General features: G+C 58.2%; 17 protein-coding genes. 10 read left to right on the top strand and 7 right to left on the bottom strand.

The window, feature by feature from the left end; genetic code table 11:
• Positions 1–67 precede the first annotated feature (67 nt).
• From RVM24_RS05925 to RVM24_RS05915, 3 genes are read left to right on the top strand one after another with little or no spacing between them, the layout of a single operon-like run.
• Positions 68–1,219: an efflux RND transporter periplasmic adaptor subunit gene (locus RVM24_RS05925; RefSeq protein ID WP_431475110.1), complete on the top strand. Its 1,152-nt coding sequence runs from the start codon at positions 68–70 to the stop codon at positions 1,217–1,219.
• Positions 1,216–3,156 (top strand): MacB family efflux pump subunit, encoded by a 1,941-nt coding sequence (locus RVM24_RS05920; RefSeq protein ID WP_431475109.1) that lies wholly within the window; start codon positions 1,216–1,218, stop codon positions 3,154–3,156. The genes RVM24_RS05925 and RVM24_RS05920 overlap by 4 nt, the downstream gene beginning before the upstream one ends.
• A 4-nt stretch (positions 3,157–3,160) precedes the next feature.
• On the top strand, positions 3,161–4,573 hold the full coding sequence (locus RVM24_RS05915; protein WP_431475108.1) for an efflux transporter outer membrane subunit: 1,413 nt from the start codon (positions 3,161–3,163) through the stop codon (positions 4,571–4,573).
• On the opposite strand, the gene RVM24_RS05910 is transcribed toward RVM24_RS05915, so the two are convergent.
• The 7 genes from RVM24_RS05910 to RVM24_RS05880 form a co-directional block, all read right to left on the bottom strand.
• The gene (locus RVM24_RS05910; protein WP_431475107.1) at positions 4,551–5,345 is read right to left on the bottom strand and encodes an RES family NAD+ phosphorylase; all 795 of its coding nucleotides are present in this window, start codon (positions 5,343–5,345) and stop codon (positions 4,551–4,553) included. The genes RVM24_RS05915 and RVM24_RS05910 overlap by 23 nt on opposite strands.
• On the bottom strand, positions 5,342–5,707 hold the full coding sequence (locus RVM24_RS05905; RefSeq protein WP_072677259.1) for an MbcA/ParS/Xre antitoxin family protein: 366 nt from the start codon (positions 5,705–5,707) through the stop codon (positions 5,342–5,344). The genes RVM24_RS05910 and RVM24_RS05905 overlap by 4 nt, the downstream gene beginning before the upstream one ends.
• Positions 5,708–5,784: 77 nt before the next feature.
• Positions 5,785–7,344 (bottom strand): FGGY-family carbohydrate kinase, encoded by a 1,560-nt coding sequence (locus RVM24_RS05900; RefSeq protein ID WP_431475106.1) that lies wholly within the window; start codon positions 7,342–7,344, stop codon positions 5,785–5,787.
• Positions 7,345–7,349: 5 nt separating this feature from the next.
• Positions 7,350–8,936, bottom strand: a complete 1,587-nt coding sequence (locus RVM24_RS05895; RefSeq protein ID WP_431475105.1) for a glycerol-3-phosphate dehydrogenase/oxidase — start codon at positions 8,934–8,936, stop codon at positions 7,350–7,352.
• Between the two features lie 7 nt (positions 8,937–8,943).
• Positions 8,944–10,548, bottom strand: coding sequence for an FAD-binding oxidoreductase (locus RVM24_RS05890; protein WP_431475104.1), 1,605 nt, complete (start codon positions 10,546–10,548; stop codon positions 8,944–8,946).
• A 109-nt stretch (positions 10,549–10,657) separates the two neighbouring features.
• Positions 10,658–11,317, bottom strand: a complete 660-nt coding sequence (locus tag RVM24_RS05885) for a transglutaminase-like cysteine peptidase (protein WP_106695831.1) — start codon at positions 11,315–11,317, stop codon at positions 10,658–10,660.
• An 8-nt stretch (positions 11,318–11,325) separates the two neighbouring features.
• Positions 11,326–11,991: a type II secretion system protein N gene (locus RVM24_RS05880; RefSeq protein WP_061333403.1), complete on the bottom strand. Its 666-nt coding sequence runs from the start codon at positions 11,989–11,991 to the stop codon at positions 11,326–11,328.
• Positions 11,992–12,228: 237 nt separating this feature from the next.
• Here RVM24_RS05880 and gspE point away from each other — a divergent pair, with 237 nt between their 5' ends.
• The 7 genes from gspE to gspK are packed head-to-tail and all read left to right on the top strand — an operon-like array spanning position 12,229 to position 18,120.
• Entirely contained in the window at positions 12,229–13,719 is a 1,491-nt protein-coding gene (gene gspE, locus RVM24_RS05875; protein WP_230714764.1) for a type II secretion system ATPase GspE, read from the top strand.
• Positions 13,720–13,722: 3 nt separating this feature from the next.
• Positions 13,723–14,937, top strand: a complete 1,215-nt coding sequence (gene gspF / locus RVM24_RS05870) for a type II secretion system inner membrane protein GspF (RefSeq protein WP_058091060.1) — start codon at positions 13,723–13,725, stop codon at positions 14,935–14,937.
• Positions 14,938–14,991: 54 nt separating this feature from the next.
• Positions 14,992–15,444, top strand: a complete 453-nt coding sequence (gene gspG / locus RVM24_RS05865; protein WP_061333402.1) for a type II secretion system major pseudopilin GspG — start codon at positions 14,992–14,994, stop codon at positions 15,442–15,444.
• A gap of 6 nt (positions 15,445–15,450) precedes the next feature.
• Entirely contained in the window at positions 15,451–15,981 is a 531-nt protein-coding gene (gene gspH / locus RVM24_RS05860; protein WP_431475103.1) for a type II secretion system minor pseudopilin GspH, read from the top strand.
• Complete coding sequence (gspI, locus tag RVM24_RS05855; RefSeq protein WP_431475102.1) at positions 15,975–16,352, top strand: type II secretion system minor pseudopilin GspI; 378 nt, start codon at positions 15,975–15,977, stop codon at positions 16,350–16,352. The genes gspH and gspI overlap by 7 nt, the downstream gene beginning before the upstream one ends.
• On the top strand, positions 16,352–17,113 hold the full coding sequence (gspJ, locus tag RVM24_RS05850) for a type II secretion system minor pseudopilin GspJ (protein WP_106695828.1): 762 nt from the start codon (positions 16,352–16,354) through the stop codon (positions 17,111–17,113). The genes gspI and gspJ overlap by 1 nt, the downstream gene beginning before the upstream one ends.
• Positions 17,110–18,120: a type II secretion system minor pseudopilin GspK gene (gene gspK / locus RVM24_RS05845; RefSeq protein WP_431475101.1), complete on the top strand. Its 1,011-nt coding sequence runs from the start codon at positions 17,110–17,112 to the stop codon at positions 18,118–18,120. The genes gspJ and gspK overlap by 4 nt, the downstream gene beginning before the upstream one ends.
• Position 18,121 lies beyond the last annotated feature (1 nt).

Raw genomic sequence — 18,121 nt, 5'->3', positions numbered from 1 at the left:
AACTCTTTTTTTTCTCGCTGGCGTTCTCTATGGTTGCCGCTGATCAGAGCGTATGGAGAACTTCTGAATGGCACTTGCTCCCCGCAACCGCCGGCGTTGGCCAACCTGGGTTGGTGTTTTCACAGGTCTGGTGATTCTTGCAGCCGGAGGCTGGTGGTATTTCCAGAACGGCGGAAACAAACAGCCGCCACTGAATACCATCGAAGTCACCCGCGGCGACATCCAGCAGCTGGTCAGCGCTACCGGCGTGCTGGAGCCCAGCAACTACGTGGACGTTGGTGCCCAGGTATCAGGCCAGCTCGAAACCATCCATGTAAGGGTTGGGCAAATGGTTTCCCAGGGTGACTTGCTGGCGGAGATTGATCCGACCGTATACGTAGCCAAGGTCGACGCCACCCGGGCCCAGCTCAAGAATCAACGGGCGCAACTGGATGACCGAAAGGCCCAGTTGCGGCTGGCGGAAATCCAGTTCCAGCGCCAGACCAACCTGTTCCAAGAAGAAGCTACTACGCGGGAATCGCTGCAGACTGCCGAGGCGTCACTGGCATCCGCCAAAGCGCAACTGGCGATGCTGGAAGCCCAGATCGAACAAACCTCATCCACCTTGCGCGCGGAAGAAGCCAACCTTGGGTATGCACGAATCTATGCACCCATGGAGGGCACTGTCGTGTCCATTGAAGCCCGCCAGGGCCAGACCCTGAATGCAACCCAGCAAGCCCCGGTTCTGATGCGTATTGCTGATCTGGCCACCATGCGGGTGCGGGCACAGGTATCGGAAGCTGATGTGGGCAAACTCGAGCCTGGGATGCGCGTTTACTTCACCACGCTGGGTGATGCGGAACGGAAGGTGTACGGCGAGTTGCTGTACATAGAGCCGACACCGGAAGTGACCAACAATGTTGTATTGTACAACGCCCTGTTCGATGCCAATAACGATGACGGCAAACTGCTACCGAACATGACGGCCCAGGTGTTCTTTATTCAGAGCGAAGCCCTGGATGTGCTGCGGGTGCCAGTGTCCTCGGTTCAACGGGGCCGGGTGCAGGTGCTGACCCAGGCAGGCCAGGTTGAATGGCGGGACATTGTGGCCGGCGTCAGTAACCGGGTACATACGGAAGTGGTCTCCGGCGTAAAGGAAGGCGAAAAGGTCGTGCTGGTTTCCCGGGATCCGCGCTCTGGTTCCAGTAACACCAACAACTTCCGGGGTATGCTGCGATGACCGCAAGCCGGCCTCTGATCGAGTTGCGGGGTATTACCCGGTCCTTTGGTGAAGGGGAGTTGGCCGTACCGGTACTCAAGGGCATTGACCTGAAAATTTATCCGGGTGAGTTCGTTGCCATTATGGGCCCCTCCGGGTCCGGTAAATCCACCTTGATGAATATCCTCGGTTGCCTGGACCAGCCAACCTCGGGGGAATACTGGTATGACGGCCGTGACGTTTCCGCGCTCAGTCGGGATGACCTGGCGTTATTGCGCCGGGAGGCTTTCGGCTTTGTCTTCCAGAGCTACAATCTGCTGCCGGGGATGACCGCTCGGGAGAATGTTGAGATTCCGGCCATCTATGCAGGCAGGGCGCCTGTCCAGCGCCGGGAGCGGGCGGAGAAGCTGTTAACCGAACTGGGGCTGGGAGAGCGGCTTACCCATCGCCCCGGCCAGTTGTCTGGTGGTCAGCAGCAGCGCGTCTCAATTGCCCGGGCATTAATGAATGGCGGCCAGGTGATCTTCGCCGATGAGCCTACCGGCGCCCTTGATAGCAAAAGCAGCAAAGAGGTTATCCGGCTGCTGACTGAGCTGTCTGGCAAGGGGCATACCGTTATTCTGATCACCCATGATCAGGATGTGGCCGATGTTGCCCGCCGGCAAATTCATATCGCCGATGGCGAAGTGGTTCGAGATACCGGCCACGATGACAGCGCTACAGACTCATCGTCGGCAATAGAGGCCAGTCGCCATGGCGTGGTGCTGAGTGACTGGCAGGAGGCCCTGAAAAGTGCTGTGCGTTCGTTGCGCAGCAATCTGTTCAGAACCGCACTGACGTTGCTGGGCATCGTGATTGGCGTGGCGTCTGTGATTACCATGCTGGCTATCGGGGAGGGGGCCAGGAAAGACGTGGTTGATCGAATCAGTACCATGGGCAGTGACTTGTTGCTGATTCGCCCCGGCGGCCCGGATCAGCGTGGAGGCCGCTGGTCGGTGACCACGTTAACTCCCGAAGATTATCGCGCAATCAATGAAGTAGAAGGGGTTCTTGCAGCGATACCTGAACTCACCGGTTCGCAAACGCTTCGGTACTTTAACCTTGACCACCGTGCAGAAATTAACGCCACCTCATACCAGTTTCCGGTGGCCAGGCAGTGGCCGGTGATTGAAGGCACCTTCTTTTCGGAACAGGATGAGCTCAACTATGCGGCAGTAGCCGTGTTGGGCAAAACGACGGCCGACACACTGTTCCCCGGCGAAAGCCCGCTCGGCAAACATCTGATGGTGAACAATGTGCTGTTCCAGGTAATTGGCGTGATGGGGGAGAAGGGCGCATCGCCCATGGGCCAGGATCAGGATGATGTTGTGTTAGTACCTTACACAACGGGTAGTTTGCGTATTTTTGGCCAAACCCACCTGCGCAATATCACCGTGGCGGTGGCTGATCTGGACCGGATGAGCGAAATAGAGGCGATTATTCACGAAACCCTGCTGGCCAGGCATGGTGGCATTGAGGATTTCACCATCCGCAATATGGCGTCGCTGATCGACACCATCTCTGAAACCCAGAATACCCTGACCTGGCTGCTTGGCTCCATTGCGGCCATTTCGCTGCTGGTCGGCGGCATCGGTGTAATGAACATCATGCTGGTGAGCGTGACCGAACGCACGCGGGAAATCGGCATTCGCATGGCCACCGGAGCGCGGGCCTGGAACATTCTGCAACAGTTTCTTACCGAGGCCTGGCTGGTCTCGGCCATTGGTGGACTGATCGGTGTCGCGCTGGGCATCACCGCCACCCAATTGATCGGCTCGTTTGGCACGCCGGTCCACATGACCGTGTTGCCGATGGTGTTAGCGTTCTCCTGTGCCTTTGCCACCGGGCTGATCTTCGGTTTTCTGCCAGCCCGCAAAGCCGCTCACCTGGACCCGGTCCATGCCCTGGCGTCGGAATAAGACTATGACTATGACCGCTCGAATATTGGTTTTACTGCCGGCTCTCCTGGTTGGCGGGTGCGCCACGTTCACGCCGGAGCCGGTGCCTTTGCCAGTTACTCCACCGGAGCAATGGTCCGCTCAAATCGATGAGGGGCAGGACATCGATGCCAGCTGGTGGCAGGCTTTCAATGATGACAATTTGAACCGGCTGATTGACAAGGCCCTGGCGGCCAACCCCGACTTGGCGGCCACTGCCCAGTCCGTCATTCAGGCCGATTTGCAGCTGCAGTCCGCCGGTGCTGGCCTCTTGCCCTCGGTGGGGGCAACGGCCAGTACCGGGCGGCAGGCTTCCCGGGCCTCCGGTGGTGATACCAACACCGGGGGTTCAACCAGTGCCGGCTTATCCGTGGACTATGAACTGGATCTTTGGGGGCGGTTGTCTGCCGTCGAAGGCGCAGCTCTGGCATCTTTCCAGGCCACCCGGTTTGACTACGACGCAGCTCGTATCACCCTGATTGCATCGGTCGCCAGCACCTGGTTTGAATGGCTGGAGTTACAGCAGAGGGTAGAGGTGGCACGGAATAACCTGGCGATTGGCGAGCGTACTCTGGCATTGGTGGAGGCCCGCTTCCGCAATGGTGCTGCCAGTCGGGCTGAGCTGGCGCGCCAGCAAACGTCGGTATTGAGCCTGCGTAACGCGGTGCCGCCACTGGAATACCAGGCCCGGCAACGGCTGGTAGCATTACGGGTGCTGACTGGAGAATTACCGTTTGAGGGCGACAAGCCAGATGCCGATATCTCAGAGGTAAGCATACCGGTGATCAGTCCCCTGGCGCCGGCCAGTCTGGTCACACGTCGACCCGACCTGGCCGCCCAGGAGGCAAGATTGGTGGCTGCCAGCGCCGATATTGAACAGGCCAGGGCAGCCCTGTTGCCGTCGGTTTCCCTGAGTGCAGCGGTTCGGTTATCCACCGACAGTTTTCTCAGCCTTGCTGATCCGACTCGAAGCGTGAGTGGTCTGTTGGGTTTGAGTCAGTCGTTGTTTGATGGCGGCCAGAGGCGAAACGCCCTGGCGATTTCGGAATCCCGGCGGGTGGCCCTGCTCGAAGGCTATCGGGGCAGTCTGTTGACGGCATTCCAGGAAGTGGGCGATGCCCTGGACCGGGATTCTCTGTTTGAGCTTCAGGAGCAGCGCCTGCAAGAGATCCTGGCACGTGCTGAAGAAACGCTCAGACTTACGGAAGTCCGTTATCGGGAGGGCGCAGATGACCTACTGACCCTGCTGGAGAGCCAGCGCAATGTGTTCGACGCTCGCCAGCAACTCAGCCAGATGCGCCTGAACCGACTGATTGTCGCCGTCGACCTCTACAAAGCTTTGGGCGGAGGTTGGCAGCGCGATGACGGGGTGGTGGCTACAGGGCCGGTTGAGGAATAACACCCTCTACCAGAAAGGCTTCCCGACCAAAGTTGTGAACCTGCTTACTTCCATCAGCCAGCGTCAGACTCATGGATACTTGCTGGTCTGAGGTGGCGACGATGAGTTTGTGGTACGACCTTGGCGCCGTGTCCCGCAGAGCGCGGGGGCTGAACAGCGCCACGTTGAGTCCATCCATTCCGCTTCCGGTTTGCCAGGGTAGCTGGTACAAACCGGCCTGAAGAGCCCGGGCCGAGAGAAACTGAAACGCTTCCGCCCCGCACTGGCGCAGGTCGCTGCCCAGCGCCTGGGACTCCCGGTAGCTGACCGGGTTGGTCAGGGTTTCTTGAAGGTCCTGCCACTCAGGGGCCTGAAGCCGCACTCCGTGGCTTGAACGAAAACGGGCGGTGAAGACCGTGTGCAGCGTGGTCAGCGGCCGTTTGAATGGGGCTGACACGTGGCTGGTGAACACAAACCGATAGAAAGCGGTCTCTGCCAGGGCTGTCGGAATGCTCATGGCGCCATAGAACAGGCTGGGTTCGAAGCTACGGCCGAACCGCGAGCCGTATTTGAGTGGCGGGTATCGAAAGGGCGTCGCCAGCAGGTAATGCAGTTTACCGGCTTGCTCGGGAATGGGTGGTTTGCTGGCATCCAGCAGTTGCTCCAGGCGAGCCTGTTCCTGCATGTTGTCAACAATTCGGGTGGTGGCGATGTCTTCCTGACTCTCAACCACCCGGAAGAGTTGCCCCTGTAGGCTGCCCAGAGTGTCCTTGATACGTTCCCTGTAGTTCAAATCCGTCCCCGCATGGCATCCAGATAGTGAATCACCCGAACCAGCCCTTCCGTTGACTGAATCATATCTCTGGGGGTGCCTTCAAAGTAGTGGTTTGGCGTATTGAGCCAGTGGGCCATGGCCTGGTTGTCGCCACCGGTCAGGGCGTAAACGCTCCGATACAGACGAACGAACAGCAGCGCCAGTTCTCCCGCTTTGCTGTCTGGGTCAATGCCATCGCGGGTCAAACCGCTGCGATTGCGGCCAACAATGGCGGCGGCTTCGGCCTGGGAAATACCAAACGCCTTGGCGGAATTCAGCAAGGCCTTGGCCAGCAGGGCTTTGTCGCTGGTCTGAGGGGCCAGGGTAGCCGGCTCGTTCATGGCTAGGGCTCCTTTGTGCATTTTTCACCAGTATATACCTAAATGGCGAAAATGCATCATTCTGTGCTCGTCAATCATTACTTGGGGTAGCCGGTGATACTCCTGATTTTCCGATACAACGGTTGTAACCTTGGGTACATGTCCAGATACACCTCGGAATAGAGGCGCTGGTAGAGTTCAGTCGCTTGCTCAGACGGGGTGAATACCTGGCCGACACGAGTCATTTCCCGCACTGCGGTGTCAAAATCCGGGTGCAGCCCCAATCCCACGGCGGCGTCTATCGCCGCGCCCAGGCCGGAGGTTTCATAGGTGTGCGGTCGCTCGGCAGGCAGTCCGAAAATATCGGCGGTCAACTGCATGGCAGCATCGCTTTGTGAGCCGCCACCGGCCACCCTGAGCCGGCGAATTTTCTGACCGCTGCGTTTCTCGATCCGCTCCTTGCCTTCGCGGAGTGCGTAGGCAAGGCCTTCCAGAATGGCGCGATACAGGTGTGCCCGAGTATGGACGTCGCCGAACCCGATGATCGAACCCTTGGCTTCGGGGCCTGGCTGGCGCACGCCCGGGCTCCAGTAGGGTTGGAGCATCAGGCCCATGGAGCCAGGCGGTACCGAATTGACCAGTTCGTCGAACAGGGCCTCCGGTTCAATTCCCCGTTGTTCGGCCAGCTTTTGCTCCCGCAGGCCAAACTCTTTCTTGAACCAGCTGACCATCCAGAAGCCCCGGTAAATCATCACTTCCGTTGAGTAGTGACCGGGCAGGGCCGATGGATAAGGTGGCATGAACCGGGTGGGCTCAACGTACCGATGATTGGTGGTATTGATCGTCGCGGTGGTGCCGTAGCTCATGCAGCCGATGTCCGGGCTGAGCCCGCCGGAGCCGAGTATTTCGCAGGCCTTGTCTGACGCTGCCGCTATTACCGGCAGGCCCGCTGGCAGGCCCAGGTGATGGGCTGCGTCGGGAATCAGTTGGCCGATGGTTTCACCGGGTTGCACCAGTTCCGGCAGCATGTCGCGGGTGATGGGCATGGCCTGCCATTTGAAATCCCGGTTACCGGCCCACTGCTGTTTTTTGTAGTCAAAAGGCAGGTAGCCCACCTGGCTGCCGGTGGAGTCTTTGTACTGGCCAGTCAGGCGGTAATTCAGGTAGCCGGAGAGCAGCAGAAACTTGTGGGTTTGAGCCCAGAGATCCGGTTGGTTCTGGGCAATCCAGTTGGCCTGGGTTTTCTCCCGGAACCGCTCAATGGTGTCTTCCAGCCTCGCCAGTTTAAATAAAAGGCCCCAGGGGCCCTTTAACGGGCCGTCCACCCGGGCATGGCGTTGGTCAAGCCAGATAATGGCCGGGCGCAACGGTTGCCCGTGTTTGTCCAGGTTGATTACCGTGCCCCTCTGGGTCGTCACGGTTACGCCGGCGACCTGGTCCGGTGTCGCATCGGTACTTTGCCAGAGCGCCTGGCAGGCCAACCCGAGATTGCGCCAGAAGTAGTCAGGATGCTGCTCGGCCCAGCCCGGGTGTTCTGAGAAGTAGGGTTCGATTTCCTGCTTGCCCTTGCCGTGCAAATTGCCCTGTTGGTCAAACAGCAGCGCCCGGACGCTCTGAGTGCCATTGTCGATCGCCAGAATCAGCGGTGTGTTGGCCATACTGTTTACCTGCCCTCAGATGGCAGGGCATAAGCCTGCTGATACAGCGACAGATAACGCTCCACTTCCTGCTGCCAGTGGTCGTCAGTCCAGTCCAGGAGGTGTTGGCATCGTCTCTGGATGTCCGGCAGCAGGGTTCTGGCGCCGGCGGGGCAGACAAGCCCCAGGCGGGTTCGGCGAAGTAAAAGGTCATCCAGGTGGTGTACCTGCTCATTCCGGCAGGCCCATTCCAGCTCGGCCCAGAGCACGCCGGTATCGGCGATTTCAGTGAAATCCGCATCGCGACACAGTTCGCCCAGGGCTGGTCCGTAGTAGCCCTTGAGACGGTGCCAGCTCAGGTGGCGAACCTGAGTGGGCCGCGGAAGTTCGGCCGGTGGAGTGAACACTGGCTGGCCATCGGCCCGGAGCCTGTGGCTGCCATCTGGCCCGAGTGCGGCTTCCAGAGCCTCCCGGGCAATCTGGCGGAAGGTCGTGAGTTTGCCGCCGGCGACACTGATCAGGCCTTTATCCCGGCGCAGGGCGTGTTCACGGTTCTCACGGGAGGGGGCTTTGCCCTGACCATCCGTCACCACGGGCCGGACGCCAGCCCAGGTGGAGATCACATCCTGGGCGGTCAGGCTGGCGCTAGGGAACAGGTGTTCAGCCACTTTCAACAGGTAGCGAACCTCCTGGTCGTTAATAACCGGTTCCTGGTCCAGGTTTCCCGGATGGTCCAGGTCGGTGGTGCCGAGTACCGTTGTGCCGGCCCACGGAAAGGCAAACACCGGGCGCTTGTCCTCGGGATGGAACAAAGACACAGCGCAGGTTACCGGTAGCCGTTGCCAGGGCACGACAAGGTGGCTGCCTCTGAGTGGACGAATACTCAGCGGTTGCTCCGAGGGGCCCTGCTGTTGCAGTTTGTCTGCCCAGGCACCGGTGGCATTGATAACCATGTTGGCTGATACAGAAATGCCAGCTTCCAGTGGTTCCCCCTCCGGAACCAGAACAACACCATTAACCCTGCCGGCCTCATTCCGGGTGATCCGGTTGGCGGATACATAGTTGAGGAAGAAGGCGCCGTCCTGACTCGCCTCGGCGATCAGCCTTTGCACCAACCGGGAGTCGTCTGTGAGGGCATCGGTAAACAGGCTGGCCCCCAGGAGCCTGGATTGCCTCAAGCCGGGCGCCCACTGCTGGGTTTGTGAGGGAGTAAGGCGTTGCCGGCTACGCACACCGGCAAGCCGGTCGTATACCGATAACAAAGCCTGGAACAGTCGGGGGCCGGGGAACTGGCCCCGGTAATGGGGCATGACAAACCGGAGCGGGTCAACCAGCCCTGGGGCCTCCGCCATCATGCGCTGGCGCTCCCTGACGGCATCCCGGGCCAGGCCAATGTGGCCGCTGCCCAGGTAGCGCAAGCCACCATGAACCATTTTTGAGGACCGACTGGACGTGCCCCAGGCAAAGTCTTTCTGTTCCACCAGAAGGGTTCTCAGGCCGCTCCCCGCGGCTTCTCTGGCAGCACCTGCGCCGGTGATGCCGCCACCGACAATCACCACATCGAATCGGGCATTAGCGCTTTTCAGTTCTGCGAGAATCGGTTGTCGTGTCATACCGACCTCAGTCCAGAAGGGTTTTGGGATTGAGGCGGGCGTCTGGGTCAAAGCTATCCGTCAGCGCACGGATGGCGCGCATGCCCAGTTCGCCTTTTTCTACCGGCAGGAAGGGGGCGTGGTCCTTGCCAACCCCGTGCTGGTGACTGATGGTTCCCCGGTTGCGGACGATCAGTTCCGAGGTAGTGTTTTTCAGATGCTGCCATCGGGCCACAGTTTCCGGGTAGGTATCGGCTACGCGGAACACATAGGTTGTGTAGATGGAACAACCCTGTCCGTAGAAATGGGACAGGTGGGTGAACACGTGGGTTCTTTCTCCGTCCTTACTGAGACCTTCTCGCAGATTGCTCTCAATGAGGTTGAGCAGGTTATCGACGTTATCCCAGTCTGTAGCCGTTTCCAGGGTGTCTACCGCATAGCCCATTTGCCAGAGGGCCTCCCGAAAGTAGGGCATGGTGAAGCGCTTTTCGGCCCACTTGGCGCCAAGTTTTGTGCCTGTATAAACACCACCATGGGCGCTGCACACTTTCCTGGCTTGAGCCAGGGTGGAACGGCACTGGGCTTTGCTGCCGGTAATGCCGAAGGTCATCATGCACTTGCCTTCGCGCACCCCTCTGAAGGACAGGAATTTCTCCAACATACCGATCAGTTGTGGGTGGCCCGCTAACGCCAGTTGGGTTTCGGTCTCGATCGCGTTGCTTAATCGCAGCATGGATAGGGTTACACGGTTCTGCACCAGCTTTTGCGAAGCGGTTTTTGCCTGTTCCCAACTCGGGAAGAACACCACATAGAAGTCTTCCTGATCAGCCAGGCGGCTGACACGGGCTTTGACCTCAGTGATCAGGCCCAGCCGACCTTCGGAGCCCAGAATCATCTCCCGGATATCCGGCCCCGCACTGGAAGCAGGCAGAGTGGGCAGGTCCAGCGTGCCCTGCAGGGTTTCGATTCGGCCTCCGGCAAACAACTGCTCAATTCGGCCGTAGCGAAGGGACTGTTGTCCACTGGAACGGGAGGCCACCCAGCCGCCAATGGTGGAGAGTTCAAAGGACTGGGGAAAGTGGCCCAGGGTATAGCCGTGAGCACGTAACTGCGCCTCGACCAGGGGGCCCGGCGTGCCGGCGCCAAACGTGGCCAGCTGACTTTCCCGGTCCAGGTCCAGAAGGCGGTTCATTTTGGCCAGGCTGACGGTCAGAACCGGTTTGCCCTGGTCGATGGGGTTGATGTGCCCCGCCACACTGGTGCCGCCACCGTAGGGAATCAGATGCAGGTCGTGGTCGTTGGCGTAGCGCAGCAAGGCCCGAACATCCGAATTGGAGTCTGGAAATGCAACCCCGTCGGGAAAGGTCCCGATCTCACCACTGCGAAGGGCGAGCCAGTCCACCAGGCTTTGGCCCCGGGCGTGGCGCACTCGTACCTCCGCGCTGGTATCGATCAAATCATCAACCTTGGCGTCGGCTGGCAGGCGTGTGGCCGGTACCTTCAGGCAGACCTTCTCCAGGGTGGCATCCTGTAACGGACTGGCAGAACCAACTCGCTGTTCAAGAAATGCCTGGCCCTGCGCAGGCAGCTCCAGGTTGAACTGATCATCACCCCATCCATTCCAGCGTCGCATCGACCACAACTCCCGATTTCATGAAAAGTGTCGGCATTCTATAGCGTTGGCGCCAAAACCCAGTGGCAGAGTGCGACATTGGCTTTGTCATTTGGCGCCAGGTGCAACATCAATGTCGCAGAGACTCGGTCAACCGTCTGTTCAGGTCCTGCCAGTGCTCAAGCCTCTGAGCATCGCCAATCCTCGACCGCTCCCCGGTGGAACGGTTGAGCCAGAGGCCTTCACCGTTAAAGCTATAAACGGGTTCTAGATCAGTTCTTTGAGAGGCAGGTTTAATGTCGTTTATCAGGTTGTCGAGGATCAACGGATCGGCGTCCGGGGTCTTGTACCAGGCCAGAACCATGTGGGCCTGGTTCAGCTCCAGGGCTTTGACATAGACAATACGCAGCTCTTCGTCGGGAACGCCCATGGCTCTGAGTGTCAGGTACTTGGCAATGGAGAAGTCTTCGCAATCTCCACCATTTGTGGTCAGCAATTCTACGGGCGTGGCCCAGTAGTCTTCTTCACCCCAATGCTGGATGTCACTGACGAAAGGGATCCGATTGAAGAACGAATTGACCAGGCGAAGCTGTCGGTCGATCGGGGCATTACGGGCCAATTGATGCAGCCGCTGCCAGTCTTGCAGCCTTTGATGGGCTTCCTGGCCGAATTCACTCAGCACGTAGGTCATCAGCCGGTCACTGAGTTCAATGGCGCCCGCCAGGGAAAAAGCAAATACCAGGGGGATGAGGATGGAATGGCGACGTGCAGACCAGGTTGCCGTTGCCATATCAGGCCTCAATTACTGTTCTGTAGCCGTTGGCGTAACTGCTCCAGTCGCTGTCTGATCTCCTCTCTGCGTTGTTGTTCGCCCGCTGGCGTGGCCGTGCCGCTGGATGATGCACGTTGTGCAGGCTGCGGTGTTTGCCGTTGCTGTATCTCCTGGTCGAGTGCTTCTGCATTGCTGCTGGCCAGAGAAACGCCTGAGCGATCATCAAGCTCCGGAAAATAGAGGTTTTCGAGTTTGCCGGCGCGCTCGATAATGACCCGGTTAGGGAACACGGTGCGTAGCTTGGCGTTGCCGGGAAGCTCGTTGCCCACCAGGTAAGCTTCGGTCTTGCCCTTGTCATCTTCAATCAGCGCGCTGCCCGGGAACTCGCCGTCAGCAGCCAACACACCGCGCAGCGAAAGCCTGAGGTTGGTTTCTGGCAGATTTTCGGTATCCACCTCCACAGCGCCACCGGTGTCCGTGGCTGCACCGAACAGGGTCAGGTTTGCCAGCTGTACCTCTGGCACGTTCTGTCTTGTTGTGTCCGTTCCATTGCCTGCTACCTGCGCCTGGGGCAGGGTACGCTGCGACTCGTTTTGCCAGAACTGGTATGCCTGCCAAGTGGTCAGCCCTAGCATGGCCACAACCGCAGTCACCGCAAGTAACAATGGTATCCTTTGATCAAGAGCGAGCATCGGGTTTCCTGAATGAATGATCGTAGGCGTAAAAAGCTCACAGGTTATCAGACTGAAATGAATTAGTGGCAGTATAGTGTATAGAGTTGTTCAGTGGTTCCCATTCCTGTGGTAGCCTTTTTTAGTGCCTTTGTATGGCTAAAGAATTAAAGGATTTTTCCGGCGCCGGAAAGTCCCAGAAGAATAATGAATGATCTGACGGAAACAACGAGGAAGACCTTGACCACCGAAACTGAAATGCAGCCGCAGGATGCGCCGCTGGGCCGTCTTCCGTTCACCTTTGCCAAGCGCAACGGTGTCATTCTTACCCGCAATGAAGACGGTGAAGCGATTATCCTGGTGCGACCGGGTGCGTCCCACTCTGCACTTGCTGAAGCAAACCGGATCAGTGGTGGTCGGGCCCGCTTTACCACAATTGAAGCAAACCGTTTTGACCAGGCTCTGAACGCTGCTTATCAGAATGATTCAGCCGAAGCCATGCAGATGGTGGAGGGTATTGGCGATGACATGGACCTGGCGTCGCTGGCGGATTCTGTGCCGGAGACCGAAGATCTTCTGGAGCAGGAAGACGACGCCCCGATCATTCGCCTGATCAATGCCATTCTTACCGAGGCAGTGAAAACCAACGCTTCGGACGTTCATATCGAAACCTATGAAAAGCACCTGGTGGTGCGCTTCCGCGTTGATGGCGTGCTGCGTGAGGTGGTTCAGCCCAAAAGGGCCCTGGCGCCTTTGCTGGTTTCCCGCATCAAGGTCATGGCAAAACTGGATATCGCTGAAAAGCGGGTGCCCCAGGATGGCCGTATTGCGCTCCGGGTTGCTGGCCGGGAAGTGGATATCCGGGTGTCCACCATGCCGTCGTCCAGTGGTGAGCGGGTTGTGCTGCGCTTGCTGGATAAACAGGCGGGTACCATTCGGCTGGAATCCCTGGGCATGGCGGGAAATGACCTTAAGATTTTGCGCAAACTCATCTACCGGCCTTATGGTATTTTGCTGGTAACCGGCCCGACCGGTTCCGGTAAGTCGACCACCCTGTACGCGTCATTGCAGGAGATCAACGATCGCAGCCGCAATATTCTGACCGTCGAAGACCCCATCGAATACAACCTGCCCGGTATCGGCCAGACCCAGGTCAACACCAAGGTGGATATGACCTTCGCCCGGGGGCTTCGGGCTATCCTGCGCCAGGACCCGGATGTGGTCATGATTGGTGAGATCCGGGATCTGGAAACGGCGGAGATTGCCGTTCAGGCCAGTTTGACCGGTCACCTTGTGCTCTCAACCCTGCATACCAATACTGCGGTGGGTGCCATTACCCGCTTGATGGATATGGGCATTGAGCCCTTCCTGATCTCCTCAAGCCTGGTGGGTATTGTTGCCCAGCGTCTGGTACGGGTGTTGTGTACCCATTGTCGCGAACCCTACACGCCGACTGAAGAACATTGCGAATTCCTGCAGCAGGACCCGGCTAATCCGCCCACCATCTATCGGGCTAAGGGCTGTGAACACTGTAACCAGCTGGGATACCGTGGGCGTATTGGTATCTATGAGGTGGTGGAAATTACCGAAGAAATCAGCACGCTGATTCACAAACGGGCAGGGGAGATGGACCTGGAGAAAGCCGCTCGCCTTCGTAGCCCGAGCATTCATGCGGACGGGGTCAAAAAAATCCTGGAAGGCACGACCACCGTGGAAGAAGTTCTGCGCGTTACCCACCGGAGCCAGTAATCCATGCCAGCCTACGTTTACAAAGCGCTGGACCAACGGGGAAAGCAAAAGCAGGGTGTACTGGAGGCAGACGCTGCTCGTGCCGTGCGCCAGCAGTTGCGGGAGAGAGGGTTAACCCCGCTGACCGTTGAACCGGCCGTTGACAAACAACAGGCCCGAACCAACCCGTTCAGTAATCGAGGCTCCCTGAGTGCCGCGGACCTTGCCCTGGTAACCCGCCAACTGGCCACCCTGATTCAGTCAGGCATCCCCATCGAACAGGCACTCAGCGCAGCCGCCCAGCAATCCACCAAGCCCCGCATCCGTAGCATGTTAATTGCGATTCGGGCCAAAGTGATGGAAGGCTACACGCTGGCGGACAGTTTTGGTGAGTTTCCAAGAGCATTTCCCCGGCTTTATCGCTCCACCGTTGCTGCAGGTGAACACGCCGGCCACCTGGACCTGGTACTGAACCGGCTGGCGGACTACACCGAAAACCGCCAGGAAGCCCGGCAAAAAATCCAGCTGGCCGCGATCTACCCGATCATTCTCAGTGTGGTTGCTATCGCCATCGTGGTCTTCCTGCTGACCTACGTGGTGCCGGATATCATCGAGGTGTTTGTCCGGCAAGGACAGGACTTGCCGGGGCTGACCATGGCCATGTTATCGGTGTCGGAATTTCTCGGCACTTATGGTGTCTATCTCTTTATCCTGTTGATGTTGGCACTGGTTGGTTTTCGGGTTGCCCTGAACAAACCCGGGTTCCGGATGAAATTCCACAAGCAGTTATTACATCTTCCGTTGTTCTCGGGCATGGTTCGGGGTGTGAACACGGCGCGCTATGCAAGCACCCTGAGCATCCTGACCACCAGTGGTGTGCCACTGGTAGAGGCCATGAAAATCGCCGGTGAGGTACTGTCTAACGACTACCTTCGTAAAGAACTGAAAGATGCGGCACGTAAAGTCAGCGAGGGCGGCTCGTTGCATCGGTCACTGGATCAGACTGGCTACTTTCCGCCAATGATGTTGCACATGATTGCCAGTGGCGAGGCCAGTGGTGAGCTGGACGGCATGTTGGAGCGCACTGCCCGGATGCAGGAAAACACCCTGCAGTCGAAGATTGCAGCCATTGTCGGCCTGTTTGAGCCGTTGATGCTGCTGGTGATGGGCGTTGTGGTGCTGATCATCGTACTGGCGATCATGCTGCCCATTTTGAACATGAGCAATCTGGTGGGCTAACGCCTGCCATGAAAACGGATTAACCCAAGACCCAGGTCAATGATGAGTGGAACAATGAGTATGAAACAGAACCCGAACCCGGCCCGTAACAAAGGCTTCACGCTGATTGAAATCATGGTGGTGATGGTCATTCTTGGCTTGTTGGTAGCGATTGTGGCGCCCAACATTATGGGCCGTAGCGACCAGGCGAAGGTGACGGTAGCCGAAACCCAGCTCAGCAATATCGCTAACGCCCTGGACCTCTATCGCCTGGATAACAGCCATTACCCGTCTACCCAGCAAGGTCTGGAAGCGTTGGTGCGCCGGCCCAGCGGATCACCGGAACCCCGTAACTGGAACGCAGACGGCTACCTGAAAAGCGTCCCGGAAGATCCCTGGGGTAACGAGTATCAGTACGTGAGCCCCGGAACGGAGGGGCCCTACGATCTTTACTCCTTCGGCTCTGACGGTCAGGAAGGTGGTGAAGGCGATGCTGCCGATATCAGCGTCTGGAAAACCGGGAACTGATCGATTGTGAAACGCAGGGCGAACCAAATCGGTTTTACGCTGATTGAAATTCTGGTTGTCCTGATTATTGTCGGGCTTCTGGCCGCGTTGGCGGTGTTCAACATGGCCGGAAGTTCCCAGAAGCGTGAGTTGGAGAATACCGTTCAGGATCTGTTCCTGCTGATGCAAACCGCATCGGAACAGGCAATCCTGAACAATCTGGAGCTTGGGCTGTTAATCGAGGACGACAACTATCGATTCGTGTCGTATCAGGATGATACCGGTGAATGGAAGATGTCCGGGGAGCGGCTGTTCCGTGCCAGGCCCTTGCCTGAATGGCTAGCCCTCACTGATTACATTGAAAACGACGCGCCCCGCCTGACCTCGGCAGAAGATCGTCTGCGCCCGGACGTGGTGTTTTTCTCCAGTGGCGAAACCACACCCTTTATTCTTGAGTTCACCATCGGCAGCAACACCGACGACATGCACGTGATTGAGTCCGACGGTGTATCCCCGCTCCAGTGGCGCAAACCGGGCAGTGAGGATGAGGCATGGTAAACCGCGCCGGAGGTTTCACTCTGCTTGAAGTGCTGATTGCCTTGCTGGTGTTCGGTTTGATAGCCACTGCAGCGGCGGAGGTAGGCAGTCAATACATTTCAAGCTACGAACGGGTTCGCGATAAAACCCTGGCCGGCTGGGTGGCAGATAACCGGATCAACGAACTCCGTTTGCAAGAGGCGTTGCCGGGCATTTCCGAAAACTCCGATGATCAGGATTTCGGCCAGTACCGGTGGCGGGTCACCACGGTTGTTCAAGGTACCGCCGAGCCGAGCATGCGCCGGGTGGAAGTAACCGTTGCCCGCTACACTGACAGTGGGGGCGATCCGGTTCCTGTGCATACCCTGTCAGCATTTCTTGGGGAGCAGTGATGCGCTCCCGTTCAGGCTATTCAGGTCTTCATACCAGTTCCGGTTTTACCCTGATGGAAGTGTTGATTGCGGTGACCATCACCGCTGTTATCGGCCTCGGAGTCTGGCAGGTGATCAATGGCGTGGTGACTGCGCGTGACCGGGTGAACGACGTGTCTGGTGAGTTCGAAAACCTCCAAAAAACCATGTTATTGCTGGAGCGGGACCTGAACCAATTGGTTAACCGGCCGATTCGGGACGTCTACGGCGACTTCCGGCCTGCACTCAGCAGTCGTGAGGACGCCTTTGAACTGGTATTAACCCGCCAGGGCTGGCGAAACCCCCTCGGCCTGAGGCGTAGTGGGCTGCAACGGGTTGCCTGGGAATACACCGGGACCGAGCTCCGGCGCCGCTATTGGCCGACGGTTGACCAGGGACAGGAAGACAATAGCCAGGATCTGCTGTTACTGGACAACGTGGTGTCTCTTGAAATTCGCTTTCTGAACAGTCAACTGAACTGGCAGGATGACTGGCCGTCAGATCAGGACCTCGCCAGCCTGTCGCCCGGTGCCAGGCCGGTGCTGCCCATGCCGAGGGGCATTGAAATTACTCTGGAGCATGAACTGTTCGGAGAACTGGTCAGAACCTTTGCCCTGGCTGACTTTGACCTTGCCCAGGCACAGGCCGTGGTTAACCAGCAGCAGGAGGCAACTGGCAACTCGGATACCGATGAAGAAGAATCTCAGGAAGTTCAGGATACCCAGCAAGGGGCCGGCACATGAAGCGGCAACCGGTCAGGAGTAAGCCGTCCGGACAGCAGGGCGTAGCGCTGATCATGGTGCTGCTGGCCATGGCGCTGGTGGTGATGCTGGCCACCGGCATGAGCAGGCAACAAAGTGTTCAGGTGTTCAAGGCCGGGCATTACCTGGCGCAGCAGCAGGGGCACAGCATTGCACTGGGCGCCGAAGAGTTCGCCCGCCGGATTCTGGTACGCGATTTTGAGCAGGACCGGGAGGACGGCGTGATGGTGGACAGCCCCGATGAATTCTGGGCTCAATATGCTGCCATCCTGCCACTGGACGACAACGGTGTGGCGGAGGTTCAGATAGATGACCTGGCAGGGCGCATCAATCTCAATGATCTGGTTACCCCAAACGGCCAGGTAGACCCTTTGACCCGCGACAGACTGGTGCGGCTGTTCCGGGCTCTCGGCATTACCGCTGTTTCAGTCGACGCACTGATTGACTGGATTGATGCAGATGACCAGACGATCAGTGCCTATGGCGCCGAAGATGGCCAGTACCTGATAGCGGAGCCGGCGTATCGGGCGGCCAATCAGCCGTTTGTGTCAATCACCGAATTACGCCTGATCGATGGGATGACTGAGGAGATCTATGTGGCGCTCAGGCCCCATGTCAGTACGCTGCCGGTCAGTGGTATCGGGATCAACGTGAATACCGCCACTGGCGCGGTGTTGATGTCGTTGCACGATGACATGACGGAAGCTCAGGCAGAGTCAGTTCTGGCCAAGAGAGAAGAAGAGCGGTTTGAGAATTTGCAGGATTTCCTCGCCTTGCCAGAGTTTTCCGGTATGGGCCTGAAAACCACCGGGCTGACCTTGAAAACCCGTTTTTTTGAAGTTGTTTCACGGATTACCTACGATAATCGTGTCGTTAATATGGTCAGCACGGTATTCAGGAGTCCGGAGGGTGAAGTCCGGACGGTGCACAGGGATTCCGGGCAAAAGAATCGCATCACCAAAGAGCCATATACATTCTCAGAAGGATAGC

Origin of the sequence: Marinobacter sp. KM021 (assembly GCF_050707965.1) — a bacterium.
Taxonomy (GTDB): Bacteria; Pseudomonadota; Gammaproteobacteria; order Pseudomonadales; family Oleiphilaceae; genus Marinobacter; species Marinobacter shengliensis.
This window is presented reverse-complemented; position numbering and strand designations above follow the sequence as displayed.